General features: G+C 49.3%; 13 protein-coding genes. 10 read left to right on the top strand and 3 right to left on the bottom strand.

Annotated features, from left to right (window positions below; all coding sequences use genetic code 11):
• Positions 1 to 62 precede the first annotated feature (62 nt).
• The 6 genes from ET464_RS18560 (at position 63) to ET464_RS18585 (ending at position 9,940) form a co-directional block, all read left to right on the top strand.
• Positions 63 to 638 carry a hypothetical protein gene (locus ET464_RS18560; protein WP_129443487.1) on the top strand — a complete coding sequence of 192 codons (576 nt, stop codon included), beginning with the start codon at positions 63 to 65 and terminating at the stop codon, positions 636 to 638.
• Between the two features lie 255 nt (positions 639 to 893).
• Positions 894 to 1,664 carry a DUF2087 domain-containing protein gene (locus ET464_RS18565; RefSeq protein WP_129443489.1) on the top strand — a complete coding sequence of 257 codons (771 nt, stop codon included), beginning with the start codon at positions 894 to 896 and terminating at the stop codon, positions 1,662 to 1,664.
• A 14-nt stretch (positions 1,665 to 1,678) separates the two neighbouring features.
• Positions 1,679 to 2,152 (top strand): GNAT family N-acetyltransferase, encoded by a 474-nt coding sequence (locus ET464_RS18570; RefSeq protein ID WP_165280050.1) that lies wholly within the window; start codon positions 1,679 to 1,681, stop codon positions 2,150 to 2,152.
• Positions 2,153 to 2,325: 173 nt separating this feature from the next.
• A complete protein-coding gene (locus tag ET464_RS18575) occupies positions 2,326 to 3,546 on the top strand; it encodes an S-layer homology domain-containing protein (RefSeq protein WP_165280051.1) in 1,221 nt (406 codons plus the stop codon).
• Positions 3,547 to 4,421: 875 nt separating this feature from the next.
• Positions 4,422 to 9,686, top strand: a complete 5,265-nt coding sequence (locus ET464_RS18580) for a PKD domain-containing protein (RefSeq protein WP_165280052.1) — start codon at positions 4,422 to 4,424, stop codon at positions 9,684 to 9,686.
• Positions 9,687 to 9,700: 14 nt separating this feature from the next.
• Positions 9,701 to 9,940, top strand: a complete 240-nt coding sequence (locus ET464_RS18585) for a hypothetical protein (protein ID WP_129443498.1) — start codon at positions 9,701 to 9,703, stop codon at positions 9,938 to 9,940.
• Between the two features lie 185 nt (positions 9,941 to 10,125).
• Here the strand turns inward: ET464_RS18585 and ET464_RS18590 are convergent, their stop codons facing one another.
• Complete coding sequence (locus ET464_RS18590; protein ID WP_129443500.1) at positions 10,126 to 10,884, bottom strand: DUF1836 domain-containing protein; 759 nt, start codon at positions 10,882 to 10,884, stop codon at positions 10,126 to 10,128.
• 247 nt (positions 10,885 to 11,131) lie between these two features.
• Between ET464_RS18590 and ET464_RS18595 the strand changes: the two genes are divergently transcribed.
• Complete coding sequence (locus ET464_RS18595; RefSeq protein ID WP_129443502.1) at positions 11,132 to 12,460, top strand: hemolysin family protein; 1,329 nt, start codon at positions 11,132 to 11,134, stop codon at positions 12,458 to 12,460.
• A 112-nt stretch (positions 12,461 to 12,572) separates the two neighbouring features.
• On the opposite strand, the gene ET464_RS18600 is transcribed toward ET464_RS18595, so the two are convergent.
• A complete protein-coding gene (locus ET464_RS18600) occupies positions 12,573 to 12,788 on the bottom strand; it encodes a hypothetical protein (RefSeq protein ID WP_129443504.1) in 216 nt (71 codons plus the stop codon).
• A gap of 80 nt (positions 12,789 to 12,868) precedes the next feature.
• Positions 12,869 to 13,999: an ROK family protein gene (locus ET464_RS18605; RefSeq protein WP_129444583.1), complete on the bottom strand. Its 1,131-nt coding sequence runs from the start codon at positions 13,997 to 13,999 to the stop codon at positions 12,869 to 12,871.
• Between the two features lie 241 nt (positions 14,000 to 14,240).
• Here ET464_RS18605 and xylA point away from each other — a divergent pair, with 241 nt between their 5' ends.
• The 3 genes from xylA to ET464_RS18620 all read left to right on the top strand — a co-directional run bounded on the left by xylA (position 14,241) and on the right by ET464_RS18620 (position 17,811).
• Entirely contained in the window at positions 14,241 to 15,554 is a 1,314-nt protein-coding gene (gene xylA / locus ET464_RS18610; protein ID WP_129443506.1) for a xylose isomerase, read from the top strand.
• Positions 15,555 to 15,575: 21 nt separating this feature from the next.
• Positions 15,576 to 17,072 carry a xylulokinase gene (xylB, locus tag ET464_RS18615; protein ID WP_129443508.1) on the top strand — a complete coding sequence of 499 codons (1,497 nt, stop codon included), beginning with the start codon at positions 15,576 to 15,578 and terminating at the stop codon, positions 17,070 to 17,072.
• 262 nt (positions 17,073 to 17,334) lie between these two features.
• Positions 17,335 to 17,811: a MarR family transcriptional regulator gene (locus tag ET464_RS18620; RefSeq protein WP_129444585.1), complete on the top strand. Its 477-nt coding sequence runs from the start codon at positions 17,335 to 17,337 to the stop codon at positions 17,809 to 17,811.
• Positions 17,812 to 17,877 lie beyond the last annotated feature (66 nt).

The raw sequence follows: 17,877 nt of genomic DNA on the forward strand, positions 1-17,877 counted from the left end.
TATGCTGTCCGGGTGCCATGCGGCATTCAAACAGCCAGGCTTGAAGAGGAGGATAACGATTCATGCGGACTTGGTCCAAAGGCGCCGTTATGGCGGCAACGATTATAATCGGCGTCTTCGTGATCGTATTTTATCGGGCGGCTGCTTCTTTTGTTGATCGCTATTATGTGACGCCGTCATGGGATTCCGTTCTGTTTCTTGCCTGTCCGTTTCTAGCGGTTTGCGCGCTGCTCTGTTATGCAGCCTATCGGACAAACGAGCCGAAAAGCAGCTGGCTGAGCCTTGCTTTGATCGTGATCATTGCAGCGGTATGGGCGGCCGTACCATTCAGCCTCATGATGAAGAACGGACAGGACTACCATTTTGAATACAACCGCTGGGTCAGCGAGCCGGGCAAAAGATCATTGATGGTGGATAATATGCTCCGCCGCTATGAGCTTGAGGGGATGCCCCGTATGGATGTTGTCGATTTGCTGGGCGCGCCTAGCTCGCCGGCCGATTATCGCACAGGGGATGAGCTGGTTTATTCGCTGGGGATCAAACCCGCGGACTGGGAGCATCCTGTTCAGGCGTCGCTGGTCCTTTATTTGGACGGTGACGATCAAGTGGATCATTATGAGATTAAGCGCAGTCAATAAGGAAAACAACGGCTGGGAAGTGCGGGGCAAGGCACAGGGTAATGACAAGCTTAAGCTAAGGCAAATGAGAAAAGGCAAGACAAGGCAAGCCTAAGCTAAGGCAAATGAGAAAAGGCAAGACAAGGCGCGGTTCCGGGAACTGCGCCTTTTTTGTGTTTAATTTCTTGTATAGAGGAGATGTCTTTTGCAAATAAGCAAACGTAATAATATAATGTCTATAAAATAAACAAACATAAATAAGGAGTGTTTGATAAAATGACGGGTTTTGATTGGCAGGTGAGCCTTGAGGATTTAAAAAAAGGGTTTGTTTACGACTCTGCGAAGGAGCAGTACGTGTGCTTAGTATGCGGCGAAGCTTTTGAGGAAGGCATCGTTTACCGTGTTCCGGGAATGGATGACCGGATGTACGAAGCAAAAAGGTTCGCAGCTTATCACATGGAATCGGTGCATGGCTCGATGCTGGCGCAGCTGCTGGAGATGGATAAAAAAACGACCGGGCTGACCGATTTGCAAAAAGAGCTGGTCCGCGATTTTGCCGCCGGATTATCGGATGCGGAGATTGTAAAGCGGATCGGGGCCGGCAGCGCATCAACCATTCGCAATCACCGGTTTGTGCTGAAGGAAAAAGCAAAGCAGGCGAAGCTGCTGCTTGCGATTATCGAACTGATGGAAAGCGGCGCGCCGGCCGATTCGCCTAAATTTGTGCCCGTTCATCCAACGGCTACGCAGGTGGATGAACGGTATGCGTTAACGGAAGAAGAAAACAGCAAGCTGCTGAAGCAATATTTGCCTAAAGGGCCGGATGGCCCGTTAACGGCTTTTCCCCGCAAAGAAAAGCGTAAAATTGCCGTGCTGCGCCATATTGTTTCGTATTTTGAAGCAGGCAAGCAATACAAGGAAAAAGAAGTGAATGAGCGGCTGAAGCTATTTTGGGAGTCGGACTATGTCACACTGCGGCGTTATTTGATCGAATACGGGTTTATGGACCGGACTGACGATTGCAGTTTGTATTGGGTGAAAAAGTAAAGGAGGCTGGCTTGTTGTTATCCTTAGTAAAAATTACGGATGAGCTGATTAAGGCTGAACTGGACATTTTGAACGCTGATTCGTATTATAACCGCGTCTCGACCGGTCAGGAGACTGTGACGCCGGAAGAGCTGGCGAAAGAAAAGGAGCAGGCGGCGAAGCTTGGAGCGGAACGTTATTTGGTGCAGGAGAATGGGCGGCATGTCGGAATCTTGGATTTTCTAATGGTCAATCCGAACGATAACTGCGCATGGCTTGGCCTGCTGCAAGTGAATAAGCCGTGTCAGGGGCAAGGTTACGGCCGCCGGATGCTGGAGCTGTATATGAACATGATGAAGGAGCGCGGCGTTGCCGCATTCCGTATCGGTATTTTGGAGGACAATGAGCCGGGCTTCCAATTTTGGATGAAGCAAGGTTTTGATTATGTAAAAACCGTCGTCAATGACCGTCAAAAAACGGTTTTAATCTATGAAAAAACAATCGGATAATGGTAAAAAAGGACAGGAAAAGTCGAGAGAAAGGTTGACACATTTTCATAATACGGATTAAAATGTAAATAATTGTGAGCGAAGCACGCTTAAAGCCGAATAGGTTTTTTGCGTGCTTTTTTTATATGGTTCAGCCCATACGAAATCAGAATAGGGGAGAAATGATGATGAAGATGAAGAAAAAAATGTACACGAAAGCAGCTTTAGTGATTGTAACTGGAATGCTGGCCGCTTCAAATATTTGGCCTTCGGCGGCACATGTGAAAGCAGCTCCTTCAGCCGCGTTTAAAGATACAATCCCGGCATGGGCGGAAGATTCGGTGAAGACGGTTGTAGATGCAGGGATTATGAACGGCTATCCGGACGGCACGTTTAAGCCCAACGATCCGATTACACGGGCAGAGCTGTTAAAAGTAATGGCATTAACGTTCTATTTAACGGTTGCGCCGCCATCAGCCGGCCAGCTGTGGTACAAGCCTTATGAAGCAGCACTAACAAATGCGAAGATTTATATGTCCGGCGATTGGCCAACAGATTTAACAAAGCCCGCCACGCGCAATGAAATGGCGATTACGGCCGTTCGCGGATCGCAAGCGGCATATCGGGGTCAACGCCTAACAGCGGCAGAATTTATGTTCCGGGCAGTTAATGCAGGCCTGCTTTCGCGTAACGGTACGAGCGCAGAAGCCATCGACACCGCCGGCACAACAACCCGCGCGCAAGTCGCAGTGCTGGTTACACGATTGCTGAAATTGCAAGACGGCGAGACACTCCCAGTGGACCAAGGCGCATCAACGGCCGCTGAAGTCGCATGGCATCATCACAATATGATCACGATGTTCGGGCAGGACGATTTGGTTTCGTTGCCTTATAAGGTGAATGTGAATTCTAAGTTCGACGTTTCTATTGAACAAATGCTGGTCTTAGATCCGGGCGACTCGCAGGGATATTATAGCCAGTATTTGAAGGATACTGAAGATTTTTTCCTCGGAGGACAATATGCTCAGCCTAACGCTGGTTATTTATTTGCTTTTAAATTAAAGGGCATTAGTAAAGTTGCAAGCAATGAATATGTCGACGTTCTAGGTGTTTTTTATATGTTTGTCGAGAGTTTACAACAAGGAACGTTCTATCCATCTGATAAATATATGTTCAATGATGGGAAAGTAATTGATCGTGGTGGTCTATATCGTAATAGCACCAATTTTAAACTTTCGAAGGTAGGGGCAGAAGGCTACGACTATTATTACGTTTTTGTAGATAAGAATTTTATTCAATCTCAAATAAAGAAATATGGTGCTCTACCAATTCATATGGAGCGGTTTGCTAAACAAATGGATAAAAATACTCAATTCTATTTAACAGGGGTGAAAGATAGAGAATGGCAGCAATAAAAATTAGGCAGCTATTGGTGTGTATATTACTTGTAGTAATAGGCGTAAGCGTACTTCCGCTTACGCCTATTTCCATGGCTGCATCTTCGACAACAACAACGGTCAGTGTTCCTTCTTTATTTTCTTCCTCAGATAGATTTAATGCTTCCTCAACGAAAAGTGTTACGAAGGATATAAGCTCATATGTGCCTAAAGGCTATCAAGTAAAATCTTATGAAGTTTTTAAAACGGCTTCAGATAGCAAGGGTCAATTGTCCGAGGTTAGCAAGGGACAACTAGGGAGCATCAGCAATAATATTTTAAATATTCCTTCTTTCAGCGGAGCGGAAGTTGATGTAAAAAATGTCGGTTTTACTTCTCATATGTACTTTGCTTTAGATCGCCAGCACAACGGTAAACAATTTAATATTACTTCTGGAAAGACGGGTAAAGTGTGGACGGTTTCCCCGGCTGTTGGAGACAAATGCTGGTCTGGAAATATAGCGACTTGTCCAGGTCTTTTAAGCACAGATATCAATGGTAAGTCTCTTACTTCAGACGTCAAAAGTCCAGACGGGTGGGGGGTTATGATTAGCGATGGATTTTCAGGTCCCAAGGAATACTATTATGAAAAAACGGATGAAGTCGTTACTCCACCACAGTTGAGATCAAATTCGGTGAAAATAACATCGGCGACTCCTTCAAGTCCCTCTGTCAAAGTATCTTTTTTAGTAACAAATAACCATGCTGATTTGACGGCATATATCGATATGAGCTCAAAGAATAAAGGGGGGAAAACAGCCCCTTACGGTGATCAAAATGCTGCCACCCTTACATATCCAGTAGATACAACCACCGACTGGGCAGCACAAACCTACCTCTACGAAGGCCGCGTCGTGCTCACGCTTGAGCCGATAACTGGTGATGGAACACCAACGGTTTCTTGTTCCTGCAAAGTTGACCCTGATGTCATTCAATTTGCTAATGCCGATGTCCCCGTTACTTCCATGCTAACCGCCACACTTCGCAACAAAGGCTCCAAAACGATCAAAGACTGGACGCTTTACGGCCGCGCGAATGATGGCAGCCAGCTGCAGACGATTACAAGCACAGCGCCCGGGCAAGAAACCGCCACCTATAAATTCCGGTTCACCATTGCCAAAGAAAAGCTGAACAACGTCGACAGCTATACCGAAACGTGGGTGATGCGTGCGCGGGTCAATTTTACGGACGGTACATCAGCGGAAAGCGTTCTGGAATGTACGACGCTCGTAACAAAGGGAGCGCCGCCTGCATCCGGTCCGGACTCGACACCAGCACCAACGCCCGAGCCGATACCGATTCCGGAGGCAGACATTCAGTTTAATCCGGATACGATCGTTACCGGGGAACAATCTTCACTCCAGAACCGATCCCAAAACTATGATGATTTCGAGTGGACATTTTCCGATAATTTAAGCGAAGTCTTTACAGATACATCCAGAACCAGCTACCCGAATAAAACCTTTACGAAACCCGGTATTTATCAAGCAACCATTACCGTGTGGAACGGACTGAACAAAAAAGTGTCCGATACCGCTACCCTGTATGTGGTGGACCCCAAACCGGTTGCCATTATTACCGGCCCTTCCTGCATCATCGAAGGACGGCCCTTTGATGCAGCCTATCATTTGTTAAACTCCTACACACCGCTGGCCAGCCGGGGCGTCACCATCAATTTTTCGCGTTCCGAGACACGTTATAAAAAAATAGGGGATACCGATTATACGCCGGGCTGGCCAACCGGGGAAGGCATGGAGCTTGGCACATACGAAATTGAAGGGAAAGTATACGATTCACAGGGCAGAGAGAGCGACTGGGCATCCATGACCCTCGAAGTCGTGCCGGATCAAGCGCCAACCGTTTCGCTCGTAACGCCGGAGGAAGCGTACCGGGGCAACGATGTGCAGCTGTATCTCGAAGGGAAAAGCCCGGACGGCGACGCTATCGTGCATGCAGTCATCGAAGAGCGGTACGATGCCGACAATGACGGGAACTTTGAAGAGGAAAGCTGGAAGACCCTTTATGACGGAGATTACAAGCAGTGGGTGCCGGTGACCTATTCAACGGTTGGCAAACGGCAATATCGCGCCAAAGTAAAGGAAGACTGGGGTTTGGAATCCGCATGGTCTGGCCTGGAGCAAACCACTATTTTAAACTACGCGCCCAACATGGATTTCAATGTTTACGGCTTAACCTCACAGCCAAACGAAGACAGCCAGCCGCCGGAGCTTTCGTATACGTCGAAGTCGGTTTATCATTCCTGGACGCTCAAGACGCCTTATCAGTCCGATAGCACAGCCAGTCTGAATCTTTGGAAAGCCGACGACAGCTTTTTATCGACCAAAGCGACGCAAATGATGAAATTCAGCAATGATTATCCGAATATGGGGCTGGGTCCAAATGCCCGTTCGCCGTACAAGCTGGCCAGCGATTTAACAGCTGCGCCTCCTTATCTTGCGCCCTCTGGGCTGGTCTACAAAATTTTTGCGGGAAACCGTATGTACGCGCTCAATCAGGGCACCTACAATGCAGCGGATAAAACCTATACATTCACGGTCAATGAACTTAATTCGTTAAATGGCAGCTTGTTAAGAACCTTTACTATAACGGGCACGGGGCAGTTCGGCAACGACGACTCCAGCAAGCATTTTAATGAAGGGATGATGGACGCCGAAGAAAATTTCTATTTTCACCGTATTACGGATGACCGGAACTTGCTGATTGATAAGTTCGATAACGAAGGGAATCATCGGGATACCTATACGATTCCACTCGATTCAACCTTAAAAGATGCTGTTTTTTCGCACAGCGAATTGTCTCCGGACGAGCAATACATGTATGTGTTTGTACGCTATTATAAGACCGATCCAAGTATATTCCAGGAGCAGGTGATCAAATACGCGATGCAGCAGCGTACGGTCGTGTATTCCGTTCCGGTAGGCGATTTGTTTAAAGACAGCTTGCTGGATGATATAAAAGTGACGCATGTTGGCGACGGGACGATCTATTTCAGTTTCCGCACGCAAGGGTATTATTCGGATGCCCATGATCAGCAAGTGACCTTTGCGAGAATATCGCCAGCCGGCGTAACCGGGTATCTCAATAGGAGTGCGGAGTATGCGTCTCCGATTGTTTTAAGTGAAGATGGCAAACGGGCTTATGTCACGATTGGCGATACAACAAGCACCTCGATGACAACCAGCTTTTCAACATTTGTCAGCTCTAACTGGGCATCCGTGAACAGTTATAAAATCGATTGGAGAAACGATTCGCAGTTTGGCGTCCCATCCTCGGATGCGATGAATAAGCCGAATCCCGTTGTTTTGCCAAATGGCGATGTGCAGGACTTGCTGTTGTTTACGAAGGATGGAGCATTAAAAAACAAAAATAATTTATCCACCTACGGCTTTTCCAAGTTGATGATGGATGCAGGCGGTAATCTGATTGGCATCAAGTCGGATGGGGCGAAAGTAAACGGCTCTTATCAGACCGGGGTTACGGTCGCTTCCAATACCCAATCCGTCGTTTGGGTACAGGAGCCTGTAATTGATCGTTACAACTACTTTTCAGACAGCTACACAAGCAACATTCAGCCGGATGGTTCAATTTATGCATTTAACAGTATTGATCTAAAGGAATATGTTTACCCGTTTTATTCGCCAAGCGCCGCTGGCGGCATTGTCAATCCGATTGACGACAATACGGTTGAGGTCAGCAAGAAAGATTGGTCGGGCTTATGGTACGATCCGAACACGAAGGTGAAAAACTATACGTTTAGCTTTAATACGGCTATCGGTGATCTGAAAAACAACGGTATTGTGGGTGCGGCGTTCCAGATTAAGGACCCGGAAAACATGTACAGCGTGGAATGGAGTAATGATACGCTTACCCTGTATAAGGTGGTTAATGGAACAAAGACCGTCATGAAATCGGCTGCCGTTGCCCGTTCTGCGGGCGTCACGTATCCGATGGAAGTAGAATCTATAAACGGAAACTTGCGCGTGTCCATTAATCATGTGAAGCAGCTTGAAGGATATGATGAAACCTTCACCTCCGGCTCCTTTGGCATTATGGCTATCGGCCAGCCGCAGGCGAAGTTTTCGGGCATTCATTTGAAAAATTACGGGGATACGTACATCGAAGAGACGGCGCAAACGGTTCTCGTAGGCGAGGAAATCAAATACGACAAGCTCTTTTCGGACTTGGAGAATGACCCGGAAGCGGCAGAGCGATGGTCGTACAGCCATGATCCGAACTACTTTGCAAATCCGGAAGGCCCAAGCGAAGTGGATGGAAAGACGTTTGATGAGACAGTTAAGTCGCTGGACAAGCCGGGGCTATACAAAATCACCGCGACGGCCGAAGACGATCCGGGCCTGCCGAATTATCAAAAATGGTCGGAGCCGGTGACCAAAGAGCTGTATGTTCACCGCCGGCCGATTGCGCAGCCGGACGTGAGGCTGACGGATAAAGTGTATGAGGACGGTACTGCGCTGGATTACACGACGTACGACACCTCGTATGACCCGGATGTGCCGGACTACTTGGCGCAGCGCGTTTTCCGGACCCGCTGGGCGGATGAAAGCACCTGGACGATGGGGCAGCGGTATTTGTATGACCGGCCAGGCGTGGAGCTGATCATTCAAGAGCAGGTGAAGGACGTTCACGGAGCTTGGTCGTATTGGGGAGAAACAAGGGTCTACGAAGATGCGTTGCCTCCGGCGAACCAAACGAAACCGGTGATGACGATTACCGTTCCGGGCGGCACCGAAACCAATCCATACGTTTACGCTACTACCCAAACGCCAACGATCTACTGGAAGTATTTTGACGCGGAAAACGATCCGCAAGAGCAGTTTTATTTGAAACTGGTTTATGCCGATACGGGCGATACGATAACGGAGGTTTCCTATCCGGGTGACGATTATTTCTTTAGGCTGCAGGACGGTATACTGGAGCCGGGACGGAAAGTAAAAGTGTTCGGGCGCGTCTATTCGAATGGCGTATGGTCGGATGACAGCAATGAAACATATCTGATCGTGAATACGCCGCCGAAGACCAAACTGCTCAGCTTTAACGGTCCAACCGCTTTGGCGCCGATTTATACGAACAACAACAAGCCGGAACTGAAAGTGCAAGTGACCGATGCAGAAAACCAAACCACAAAATTTGTGGACTACGAGATTACAAAGGTTTCTACAAGCCAAATCGTGGTCGATACCAACACGGCCACCAGCTCAATGGCTTACATCCCGGCCGGTCTGGCCGATGGACTATACAGCTGGAAGGCGAGAGCGAATGATGGACTTGACTGGGGGGATTATTCAGAAACGGGTTACTTCTTTGTGGATACGGTCCGGCCGGATGATACGGACGAGAAGCTGACCATATCTCCGACGTCCGTCACAGTGAAATTCAATCCGTTCAGCGACGCTGATCCTTCTTCTGGCCACGCCACCCGCGGCTTCTATATGCAGCAGGTGAACGATGATGGCAGCGTAACGGCTATTGATTTGAATGGCAACGGAACGGTAGAGGAAAGTGTGCCGCTCGACAAAAACGCGCTTACGTACACCGTTAGCGGACTAAAAACAGGTCAGCAGTATCGCCTGATGGTGGTGGACTGGGACGCAGCCGGCAACATGGGGCAATATGCGTATATTTACTTTAATACGAACCGGCCGCCTATTGCTGATTTTGACTGGTCGCCCAAGCCTGTATATGAAGGGGATGCCGTACAGTTTGCTTCATCCGCAGCCGACCCGGATGCAGATCCGCTAACGGCGGTGTACAAGCTGACCCGCCCGGATGGAACGACAGCCAGCTATGGCTATTCGCTCACTGCGCCTTATGAGCCGGCCGGACCTTCTGTCCGGATGGATACGCCGGGTATGTGGCGCATGGCTTTAAGCGTGAGCGACGGTATTGAAACGGTTGAAACAGTCAAAACCATTGCGGTGCTGCCGCTTTCCGTTACCGGTTATGTGAAGCATACCGAGGAATGGGATAAACGCCGCAAGTCGTATAACCAAAAGCAAAGCGGGGACGATAATCTCCCCGGACTTCCGTTACCTTTTGGGCAGGGGAGAAGTTTATACTGCAGGCAGACACGACATTAACCGGGACGGATACAGTGGCTGAACGGGTTACCGTGCAGACGGGAACTTACAAGGTTGAGCTTGAGCCGGCAGGAGCGGGAAGGAACTTCTGGCAGGGGGAGCTGTGGGAGGAATCGCTGTACGGCTGGACAAATGGCTCGTATGACTTCCGTTTTACGGTTTACTACAGCAACGGCACGGTCAAAGAAGCCGTATCCACCATTATTATATCCGGCACAGCAGACGAGCTGCTTGGCGTGCATCGAGTTCACTAGCACCGGGGCACAAGCTGAGGATGCCCTGGCGCCCTAGCAGTTTGTGCTCCGCAGCGCCTTACGTTAGTTGGCGCGCAGCGCGCTCGGCGGACCGCGGCTGCTGCAGCCATAAACATAGAAGCATCTAAATCCGCATAACAGCGGGTTTAGATGCTTCTGTTTCTGCTGGCAGCGCCGGCAGGCATTTATAAAAACATCGTCGCATTAAAATAACGTTTGGACACGGAATGGCAATAGGCGGTTTGAATGGAGACCGCCGCAATCAGCATAAAATTGCGGACTGCTTCGCGCTGCCTGCCGGTAAGCTCGGGCAGCGTGCGGGCGTAACGGTTAGCCGCGGCAAGCACCATTTGCTCCGTTACAAAATCCTGTTTATAGTTTTCCGAATCCGTCGCTTTCGCTTCAATCTGCCTGTGAGTGGCGTCAAGCTGCTCGAACATGTCCGAATAAGCTTCATATAACGAAACGGGGCCAACGAGATCGTCATTCTCGTCTTCCGGTTTGTTGAATAAAATACAGAACAACTTGCGAATCGACTCGAAATCCAGGTTATATTTCAAGTCATCAATTATAAACAGCAGTGCTGCCTGATTAATTGAATATTTTTTGCCGACCTTCGGGCAGTCGAAATAGGGCTTGAAATCGCGTTTGACCCAGTTTTGCATCGCAGTCAGCGAAACGCCGGAATATTCGATCAGCCGGCCAAGCGCGGCAATTTCCTGGAGAGAAAACCCTTTCACCCGCGTTCCTTTAATCAGCTTTTCAATGACGGGAGGCAGGGAGGTCGAGAGAAAGGCGGGCATGGCCGAACCTTGCTGCTGATCATTAAGATGGCTGCTTGTCCAGCTGGCTTGCAGCACCTGCAGCGGGCTTTCATGGCTTTGGCCGTTTAATGCAAGCAGCAGCTTGGCCATATCTTTGCGGGTTAGTATAAAGCTCTCCATGCGCCTTGCCTTCCTCCTGTTCCGTTATTTCAAGTTCATATGAACTCATCATACGCCTCTGAAAACGGCTTGTAAAGGCTAGATAATGAAAGATAAAGACTACGTGAACGCCGTTTTCACCCGTTTTCAGACAATTCCTGCCTGAAGCGACCAGATAAGAAGGTTGTCATTGGCAGGTGGAGTTCGCTATATTAGTTCATAAGAACTTATTATATTAAAATATATAAAAGGATTGTGAAAACCGAAAATGGGTATAGGATTTAATCTGTTCTTGTTTGCAGTTCTCATTATACTGTCGGCTTTTTTTGTGGCTACGGAGTTTGCGATTATTCGCTTGCGTTCCAGCCGTGTCGACCAGCTCGTTCTGGAGGGCAAAAAAAATGCGCTGGCGGTACAACGGGTGACCAGCAGCCTGGATGCTTACTTGTCGGCGTGCCAGCTAGGCATTACGATTACGGCACTGGGTCTGGGCTGGCTTGGAGAACCAACGATTGCGAAACTGCTGCTCCCGCTGTTTGAGAGCATGAACTTGGACGGAGAAATCAGCCATGTTGTAGCATTTATCGTTTCATTCGTATTGGTAACCTACGTGCATGTCGTCATCGGCGAGCTTGCGCCTAAAACGTTTGCCATTCAAAAAGCGGAAGCGATCAGCTTCGCGTTTGCAAAACCGATTATTTATTTCTATAAAGTGATGTATCCGTTTATTTGGCTGCTGAACGGCTCGGCGAACAGCCTCGTCCGAATTTTTGGCTTAAAACCGGCAAGCGAAAAGGATGAAGCCCATTCCGAGGAAGAAATCCAGATCATTTTGACCGAAAGCCTGGAGAGCGGCAAAATCAACACGACGGAATATGGATATGTAAGCCGCATTTTTGCTTTTGACGAAATGCTGGCCAAGGAAATTATGGTACCGCGTACCGACATGATTGCACTGTATACCAACAAAACGTTCAAGGAAAATCTGGAAATTATCCGCAAAGAGCAATATACGCGGTTTCCGGTCGCTGCGGACAGCAAAGATAATATTATCGGCATGATCAATACGAAGCAGCTGTTCCTGGAATATGATTCGGATAAAGGCGTTGACTTTAAAAGCTTGATTCATCCGGTGCTGACGGTGCCGGAGGTCATTCCGGTGAAGCAGCTGCTGAAACGGATGCAGCAGGAGCGTGTCCATATCGCGATCCTGATGGATGAATACGGCGGCACTTCCGGTCTGATTACAATCGAGGACATTCTGGAGGAAATCGTCGGCGATATCCGCGACGAATTTGACCAGGATGAACGGAAGGAAATCGAGAAGCTGGACGAAAACTGCTATCTGCTTGACGGCAAAGTATCGCTGGATGAACTGGCCGATTTGACCGGCTGCAGCTTTGATGACGAAGAAGTGGATACGGTTGGCGGCTTCCTGTATATACATGTCCGCGAGCCGAAAGCCGGCAAAGAATTTTTTTACGAGAATCTTCATTTCATCGTCCGCGAAGTAGGCAAAAACCGTATTAAAAAAGTGGAAATGATTATTCAAAAAGAAGAAGAACTAGCGTCGCTGGCCGAGATCGAGCCGGCGTAAACGATAGAAGCTCCTGCTGCCAAGCGATAAGCGAGGCGGGCAGGAGCTTTATTGATTTATGGGCCGCCGGTTCAATCCGGGCCTGCGTATGAAATCCAGATGATCCATTCCGTTAAGGCGATTCGTCGCGCGAGGTGTCCTCGGTACGGATGCCTCCGGCGCCGAGCAGTTTATGCTCAATGGATTTAGCATGGATTAAACAAATGACAACCGGATAGACAAGCAGTGTGCCCAAAATAGGCGAAAGCGTACCGTCATAGGAAAGAAGGGTGATCCATATGGCGGCAATCCACAAGTTTATCCGCACATATTCAATCAGTTTTTTCATCGTTGGCCGCTCCTTTGCAGCTGTACTCTTAACAGCTTATGAAGCGGCTTTTCCGGATGTGTGCTGTGAAGCAGATTTATTTATTGGCTTTTGACCTGATTGAAAAAGTGGCTGATCGCATAATAAGCAGCGCCGCGCACCGCCGACTGGTCCTGCAGCTCGGCAAACGTCAGCTTGACGCGTTCATGGTGATACGACAATGTGCGTTCCGCAACAGCCCGCTGCAGGGACGGCTCCAGCCATGCTTTCGCCCGGCTCATCCGGTTGCCGATAATGACAATGTCGGGATTGAACACATTAATGATGCTGGAAATGCCGGCTCCCAAATAAGAGCCGATCTCCTCAAACAGCGACTGCACCTGCTTGTCGCCGGCTTCCGCCGCTTTAATCAGATTGCTGAGGCTGCTGCTGCCGGGCAGCCCAAGCTCGGCTGCCTGCTGCAAAAGCGCATTTTCCGAAGCGTACAGCTCCCAGCAGCCTTTATTGCCGCAGCGGCAAGGCTTCCCGTCGTATTCGATCGACAGATGCCCAAGCTCCCCCGAAAATCCGGATGCCCCTTTATAAAGCTCCTTGTTCAAAATAATGCCGGTGCCGATCCCGATCCCGACGCTGACATAGATTTGATGCGCAATGCCGCGCCCGGCCCCGTATTTTTGCTCGCCCTGCGCACCTGCATTCGCTTCGTTGTCAATGGTTACGGGAAGGGAAAACCGTTCTTCCAGCATGCGGCGCAAATCGACTTTGCGCCACTGCATATTAGGTGCAAATAGAATAGACCCTTCATCATCTACAATACCCGGTACGCCGAGGCCGATGCCCACAATGCCGTAAGGGCTGTCCGGTGCCAAATCCATGAGCTGCTCGATGCATGAAATGAGCTGGTTTAGCGCAAAATCAGGTTCGTGGTGGTTCATATCCAGCTCGTGCTCGCTTACAACGGCGCCTTCGAGATCGGTTAATATGCCGCGAATGTAATTGACGCCCAGATCGATGCCAACCGCATAACCCGCCGTCGCGTTAAATACAAGCATGACGGGCTTTCTTCCGCCGCTGGACTGGCCGGGACCGGTCTCAATAATCAAATGCCCGTCAATCAAATCCTGAACGAGGCTTGAGACGGTTGCTTTGTTCAGGCCGGTCATTTCTGAAATTTGCGCGCGTGACAGCGGCGCATGTTTCAGAACGGAATCCAGCACAATGGATGTATTCATTTTTTTGATGAAAGCAAGGTCTCCAGTCTGTTTTAGTGCCAAAGGCGGACCTCCGTCCGTTTTTTATTGTGTCCCATTTTAGCAATGTTGTGTTCATTTTACCACAAAGTAAAAAACTTTGTTTGTTTAATAGACAAACTAAGTCAGTGGTGTTATTCTTATTGAGGACGTTTACAGTATCTCTATCACAACATGTTATTTTTCGAAGCTTATGCTTCGCCAAATTAAAGGAGGATTAACCATGTCCGTATTTAAAAACATCCCTACGATTCAATTCGAAGGCAAAGGTTCCGACAATCCGTTTGCATTCAAACACTACAATCCAAAAGAAGTTGTGCTCGGCAAAACGATGGAAGAGCATCTTCGTTTCGCAGTAGCATACTGGCATACTTATGTTGCAAACGGCACTGACCAATTTGGCGTTGGTACTGCAGTACGCGACTGGGACAAATTCAGCGGCCTTGACCTTGCTAAAGCACGCGTTGAAGCGAACTTTGAATTCATGGAAAAACTGGATATCCCTTACTTCTGCTTCCATGACGTAGACATCGCTCCAGAAGGCGCTACGCTGGCTGAATCGAACAAAAACCTCGACGTTATCGTTGCTCAAATTAAAGACAACATGAAGTCGTCCGGCCGCAAACTGCTCTGGAACACAGCTAACATGTTCTCCAACCCGCGTTATGTATTTGGCGCAGGTACTGCAGTTAACGCTGACGTATACGCATATGCAGCAGCTCAAGTTAAAAAAGGTCTTGAAGTTGGTAAAGAACTGGGCGGCGAAAACTATGTATTCTGGGGCGGCCGTGAAGGTTACGAAACGCTTCTGAACACAGATATGGCTTTCGAGCTTGACAACCTTGCTCGCCTGTACCATATGGCTATCGACTACGCTAACCAAATCGGCTTCGACGCTCAATTCCTGATCGAGCCTAAACCAAAAGAACCTACGAAACACCAATATGACTTTGACGCAGCTACAACGATTGCATTCCTGCAAAAATACGGTTTGCAAGACAAATTCAAACTCAACCTGGAAGCTAACCATGCAACGCTGGCTGGCCACACGTTCGAGCATGAAATTCGCGTTTCCGCAATTAACGGCATGCTCGGTTCCCTTGACGCTAACCAAGGCGACTACCTGCTTGGCTGGGATACAGATGAATTCCCGACTGACCTGTACTCGACGACTCTTGCGATGTATGAAGTGCTCAAAGCAGGCGGCCTGGGCCGTGGCGGCGTAAACTTCGACGCAAAAGTACGCCGTGGTTCGTTTGAAGTTGACGACCTGTTCTTCGCACACATCGCAGGTATGGACAGCTTCGCTTGGGGCTTGAAAGCAGCTGCTAAATTGATCGAAGGACGCGTTCTCGACAGCATCATCGAAAACCGTTACCGCTCGTTCAAAGAAGGCATCGGCGCTGACGTGGTATCCGGCAAAGCGACTTTGGCTTCCCTGGAAGCTTACGCGCTTCAAAACAGCGTGATCAAAAACGAGTCCGGCCGTCAAGAACGTATCAAAAACATCCTGAACGATGTTATTTTCAGCGTTTAATAAATAGGAGGTCTTTCAGACATGCCTTATGTCATTGGTGTAGACCTCGGGACGAGCGCCGTCAAAGTACTGCTCGTCGACAAAAACGGCACGGTAGCTGGGGAAGTTTCCCGCAGCTACCCGCTGTTTCATGAATACTCCGGCTGGAGCGAGCAAAAGCCGGATGATTGGGTTCAGGCAACGGTAGAAGCACTGAAAGAACTCGCGGCACAAGAGGGCATTAACGCCGCTGAGATCGAAGGCATCAGCTTCTCCGGCCAAATGCACGGCCTTGTGCTGCTCGACAGCGAAGGCAACCCGGTGCGCAACGCGATCCTGTGGAACGATACGCGCACAACGGCGGAATGCCGCGAAATCGAAGCTGCGCTTGGCGACAAGCTGCTGAAAGTTACGCGCAATCCGGCGCTGGAAGGCTTTACGCTGCCGAAAATCCTGTGGGTGCGCAAGCACGAGCCGGAAGCATTTGCGAAAGCAAGCTTGTTTGTGCTGCCGAAAGATTATGTGCGCTACCGCCTGACGGGCGAGCTGCATATGGATTATTCCGACGCAGCAGGCACGCTTATTCTTGACGTAGCAGGCAAAAAGTGGAGCGACGAAGTGCTCTCCGCCTTTGATCTGCCGGCAAGCTTCTGCCCGCCGCTTGTGGAATCGCACGGCCAGACCGGCACGCTGCTTCCGCAAATTGCGGAGCAAACCGGCCTCTCCGCAGCAACGAAAATTTTTGCCGGCGGCGCTGACAATGCTTGCGGCGCAATTGGCGCAGGCATTCTGAGCGAAGGCTTGACGCTTTGCAGCATCGGTACGTCCGGCGTTATTCTTTCGTACGAAAATGATTCGTCGAAAGATTTTGCCGGCAAGGTCCATTTCTTCAACCACGGCAAAGAAGACGCTTTTTATGCAATGGGCGTTACGCTGGCCGCAGGCTACAGCCTCAGCTGGTTCAAGAAAACGTTCGCTCCAGGCGAATCGTTTGACGAGCTGCTTGCAGGCGTAGGCGACATCAAGCCAGGCGCAGACGGCCTTCTCTTTACGCCGTACCTGGTGGGCGAACGCACGCCACATGCCGACTCGCAAATCCGCGCAAGCTTTATCGGCGTGGACGGTTCGCATGAGCGGAAGCATTTTGCCCGTGCGGTTATGGAAGGCATTACGTTCTCGCTCCATGAATCCGTCGATATGTTCCGCCAAGCGGGCAAAACAGTCGACAAGATCGTTTCGATCGGCGGCGGCGCTCAAAATCCGGTTTGGCTGCAAATGCAAGCCGACATTTTTGGCGCGGAAGTGGTAGCGCTTGAGAACGAGCAAGGTCCTGGTCTTGGCGCAGCTATGCTTGCAGCATACGGCTGCGGCTGGTTTGCAAGCCTGGACGAGTGCGCAGAGCGTTTCGTGAAGCATGCCAAGTCTTATCAGCCAAACGCTGATGCGGTGGCGGCTTACGAAGGCCTGTTCCGGATTTATCAGCAAGTATATGGAGCAACGCGCGGCTTGAACGCCGAGCTTGCTGCTTATCGTCATTAATCGTTTGGAAGTTTTTCGTGGTTTTTCCTATCCTGTTGCAACACAGCGCATAGTTCTACTTTTAACGCTTATGCCGGTTCGACCCGGCGTAAGCGTATTTTTTTTGTACATCGGCTATAGGCGGGAGCGGGACTACCGTTCTGTTTTTGTTTTTGGTAAGGTAGAGGTACGGAACGGACATCATTCGGTAAGACAAGGCGCCGGTTCTATTTTCAAAAAAAACGGAAAATGGTTAATGCGCGAGCGGGCAGGAGGACAGGCCATGAACAAAGAGGAACAAGTTATAACGGGCTTCAGGGACGTATTCAACAAGATGGTTTGGCTGAATAAGTTCAAGATGGAAGCCAATCTGAAAGGTTACAAGCCTTCTGAAGTCCATTGCATGGAATACATTGAAAAACATATAGATTCCAACGTGACGAAACTTGCCGAGTCGCTGTATATGACTAGCGGGGCCATAAGTAAAATAACGCAGAAGCTCATCAAAAAAGGCCTTATCGAAAGTTATCAAAAGCCGGATAACAAGAAAGAAATTTATTTCAGGCTTACGGAGCAGGGGAAGGTCATTTATACAATCCATGAGGAGCTGCACCAACAATTTCAGGAGCGGGATAAAGCGGTATTTGAGCAGATAACCGATGAGCAATTTGACAGTATGCTTCGCTTCCTGGAAAAGTACAGCAAGCATTTGGATGCAGAAATCAAGAAACAGGGAATCCTTTTGAAGCAGGAAGAATGAGAGGAATAAACAAGAAGGCAGCCGCGGCTCTTTAAGAGCGGGCTGCCTTTTTGTTTGGCATTCATT

It is taken from the genome of Paenibacillus protaetiae, assembly GCF_004135365.1.
Taxonomy (GTDB): domain Bacteria; phylum Bacillota; class Bacilli; order Paenibacillales; family Paenibacillaceae; genus Paenibacillus_AP; species Paenibacillus_AP protaetiae.

Coding starts and splice junctions, on each gene's coding strand:
- ET464_RS18560 (WP_129443487.1), top strand. CDS start 63: ATGCGGACTTGGTCCAAAGGCGCCGTTATGGCGGCAACGATTATAATC.
- ET464_RS18565 (WP_129443489.1), top strand. CDS start 894: ATGACGGGTTTTGATTGGCAGGTGAGCCTTGAGGATTTAAAAAAAGGG.
- ET464_RS18575 (WP_165280051.1), top strand. CDS start 2,326: ATGAAGAAAAAAATGTACACGAAAGCAGCTTTAGTGATTGTAACTGGA.
- ET464_RS18590 (WP_129443500.1), bottom strand. CDS start 10,884: ATGGAGAGCTTTATACTAACCCGCAAAGATATGGCCAAGCTGCTGCTT.
- ET464_RS18595 (WP_129443502.1), top strand. CDS start 11,132: ATGGGTATAGGATTTAATCTGTTCTTGTTTGCAGTTCTCATTATACTG.
- ET464_RS18600 (WP_129443504.1), bottom strand. CDS start 12,788: ATGAAAAAACTGATTGAATATGTGCGGATAAACTTGTGGATTGCCGCC.
- ET464_RS18605 (WP_129444583.1), bottom strand. CDS start 13,999: ATGAATACATCCATTGTGCTGGATTCCGTTCTGAAACATGCGCCGCTG.
- xylA (WP_129443506.1), top strand. CDS start 14,241: ATGTCCGTATTTAAAAACATCCCTACGATTCAATTCGAAGGCAAAGGT.
- xylB (WP_129443508.1), top strand. CDS start 15,576: ATGCCTTATGTCATTGGTGTAGACCTCGGGACGAGCGCCGTCAAAGTA.
- ET464_RS18620 (WP_129444585.1), top strand. CDS start 17,335: ATGAACAAAGAGGAACAAGTTATAACGGGCTTCAGGGACGTATTCAAC.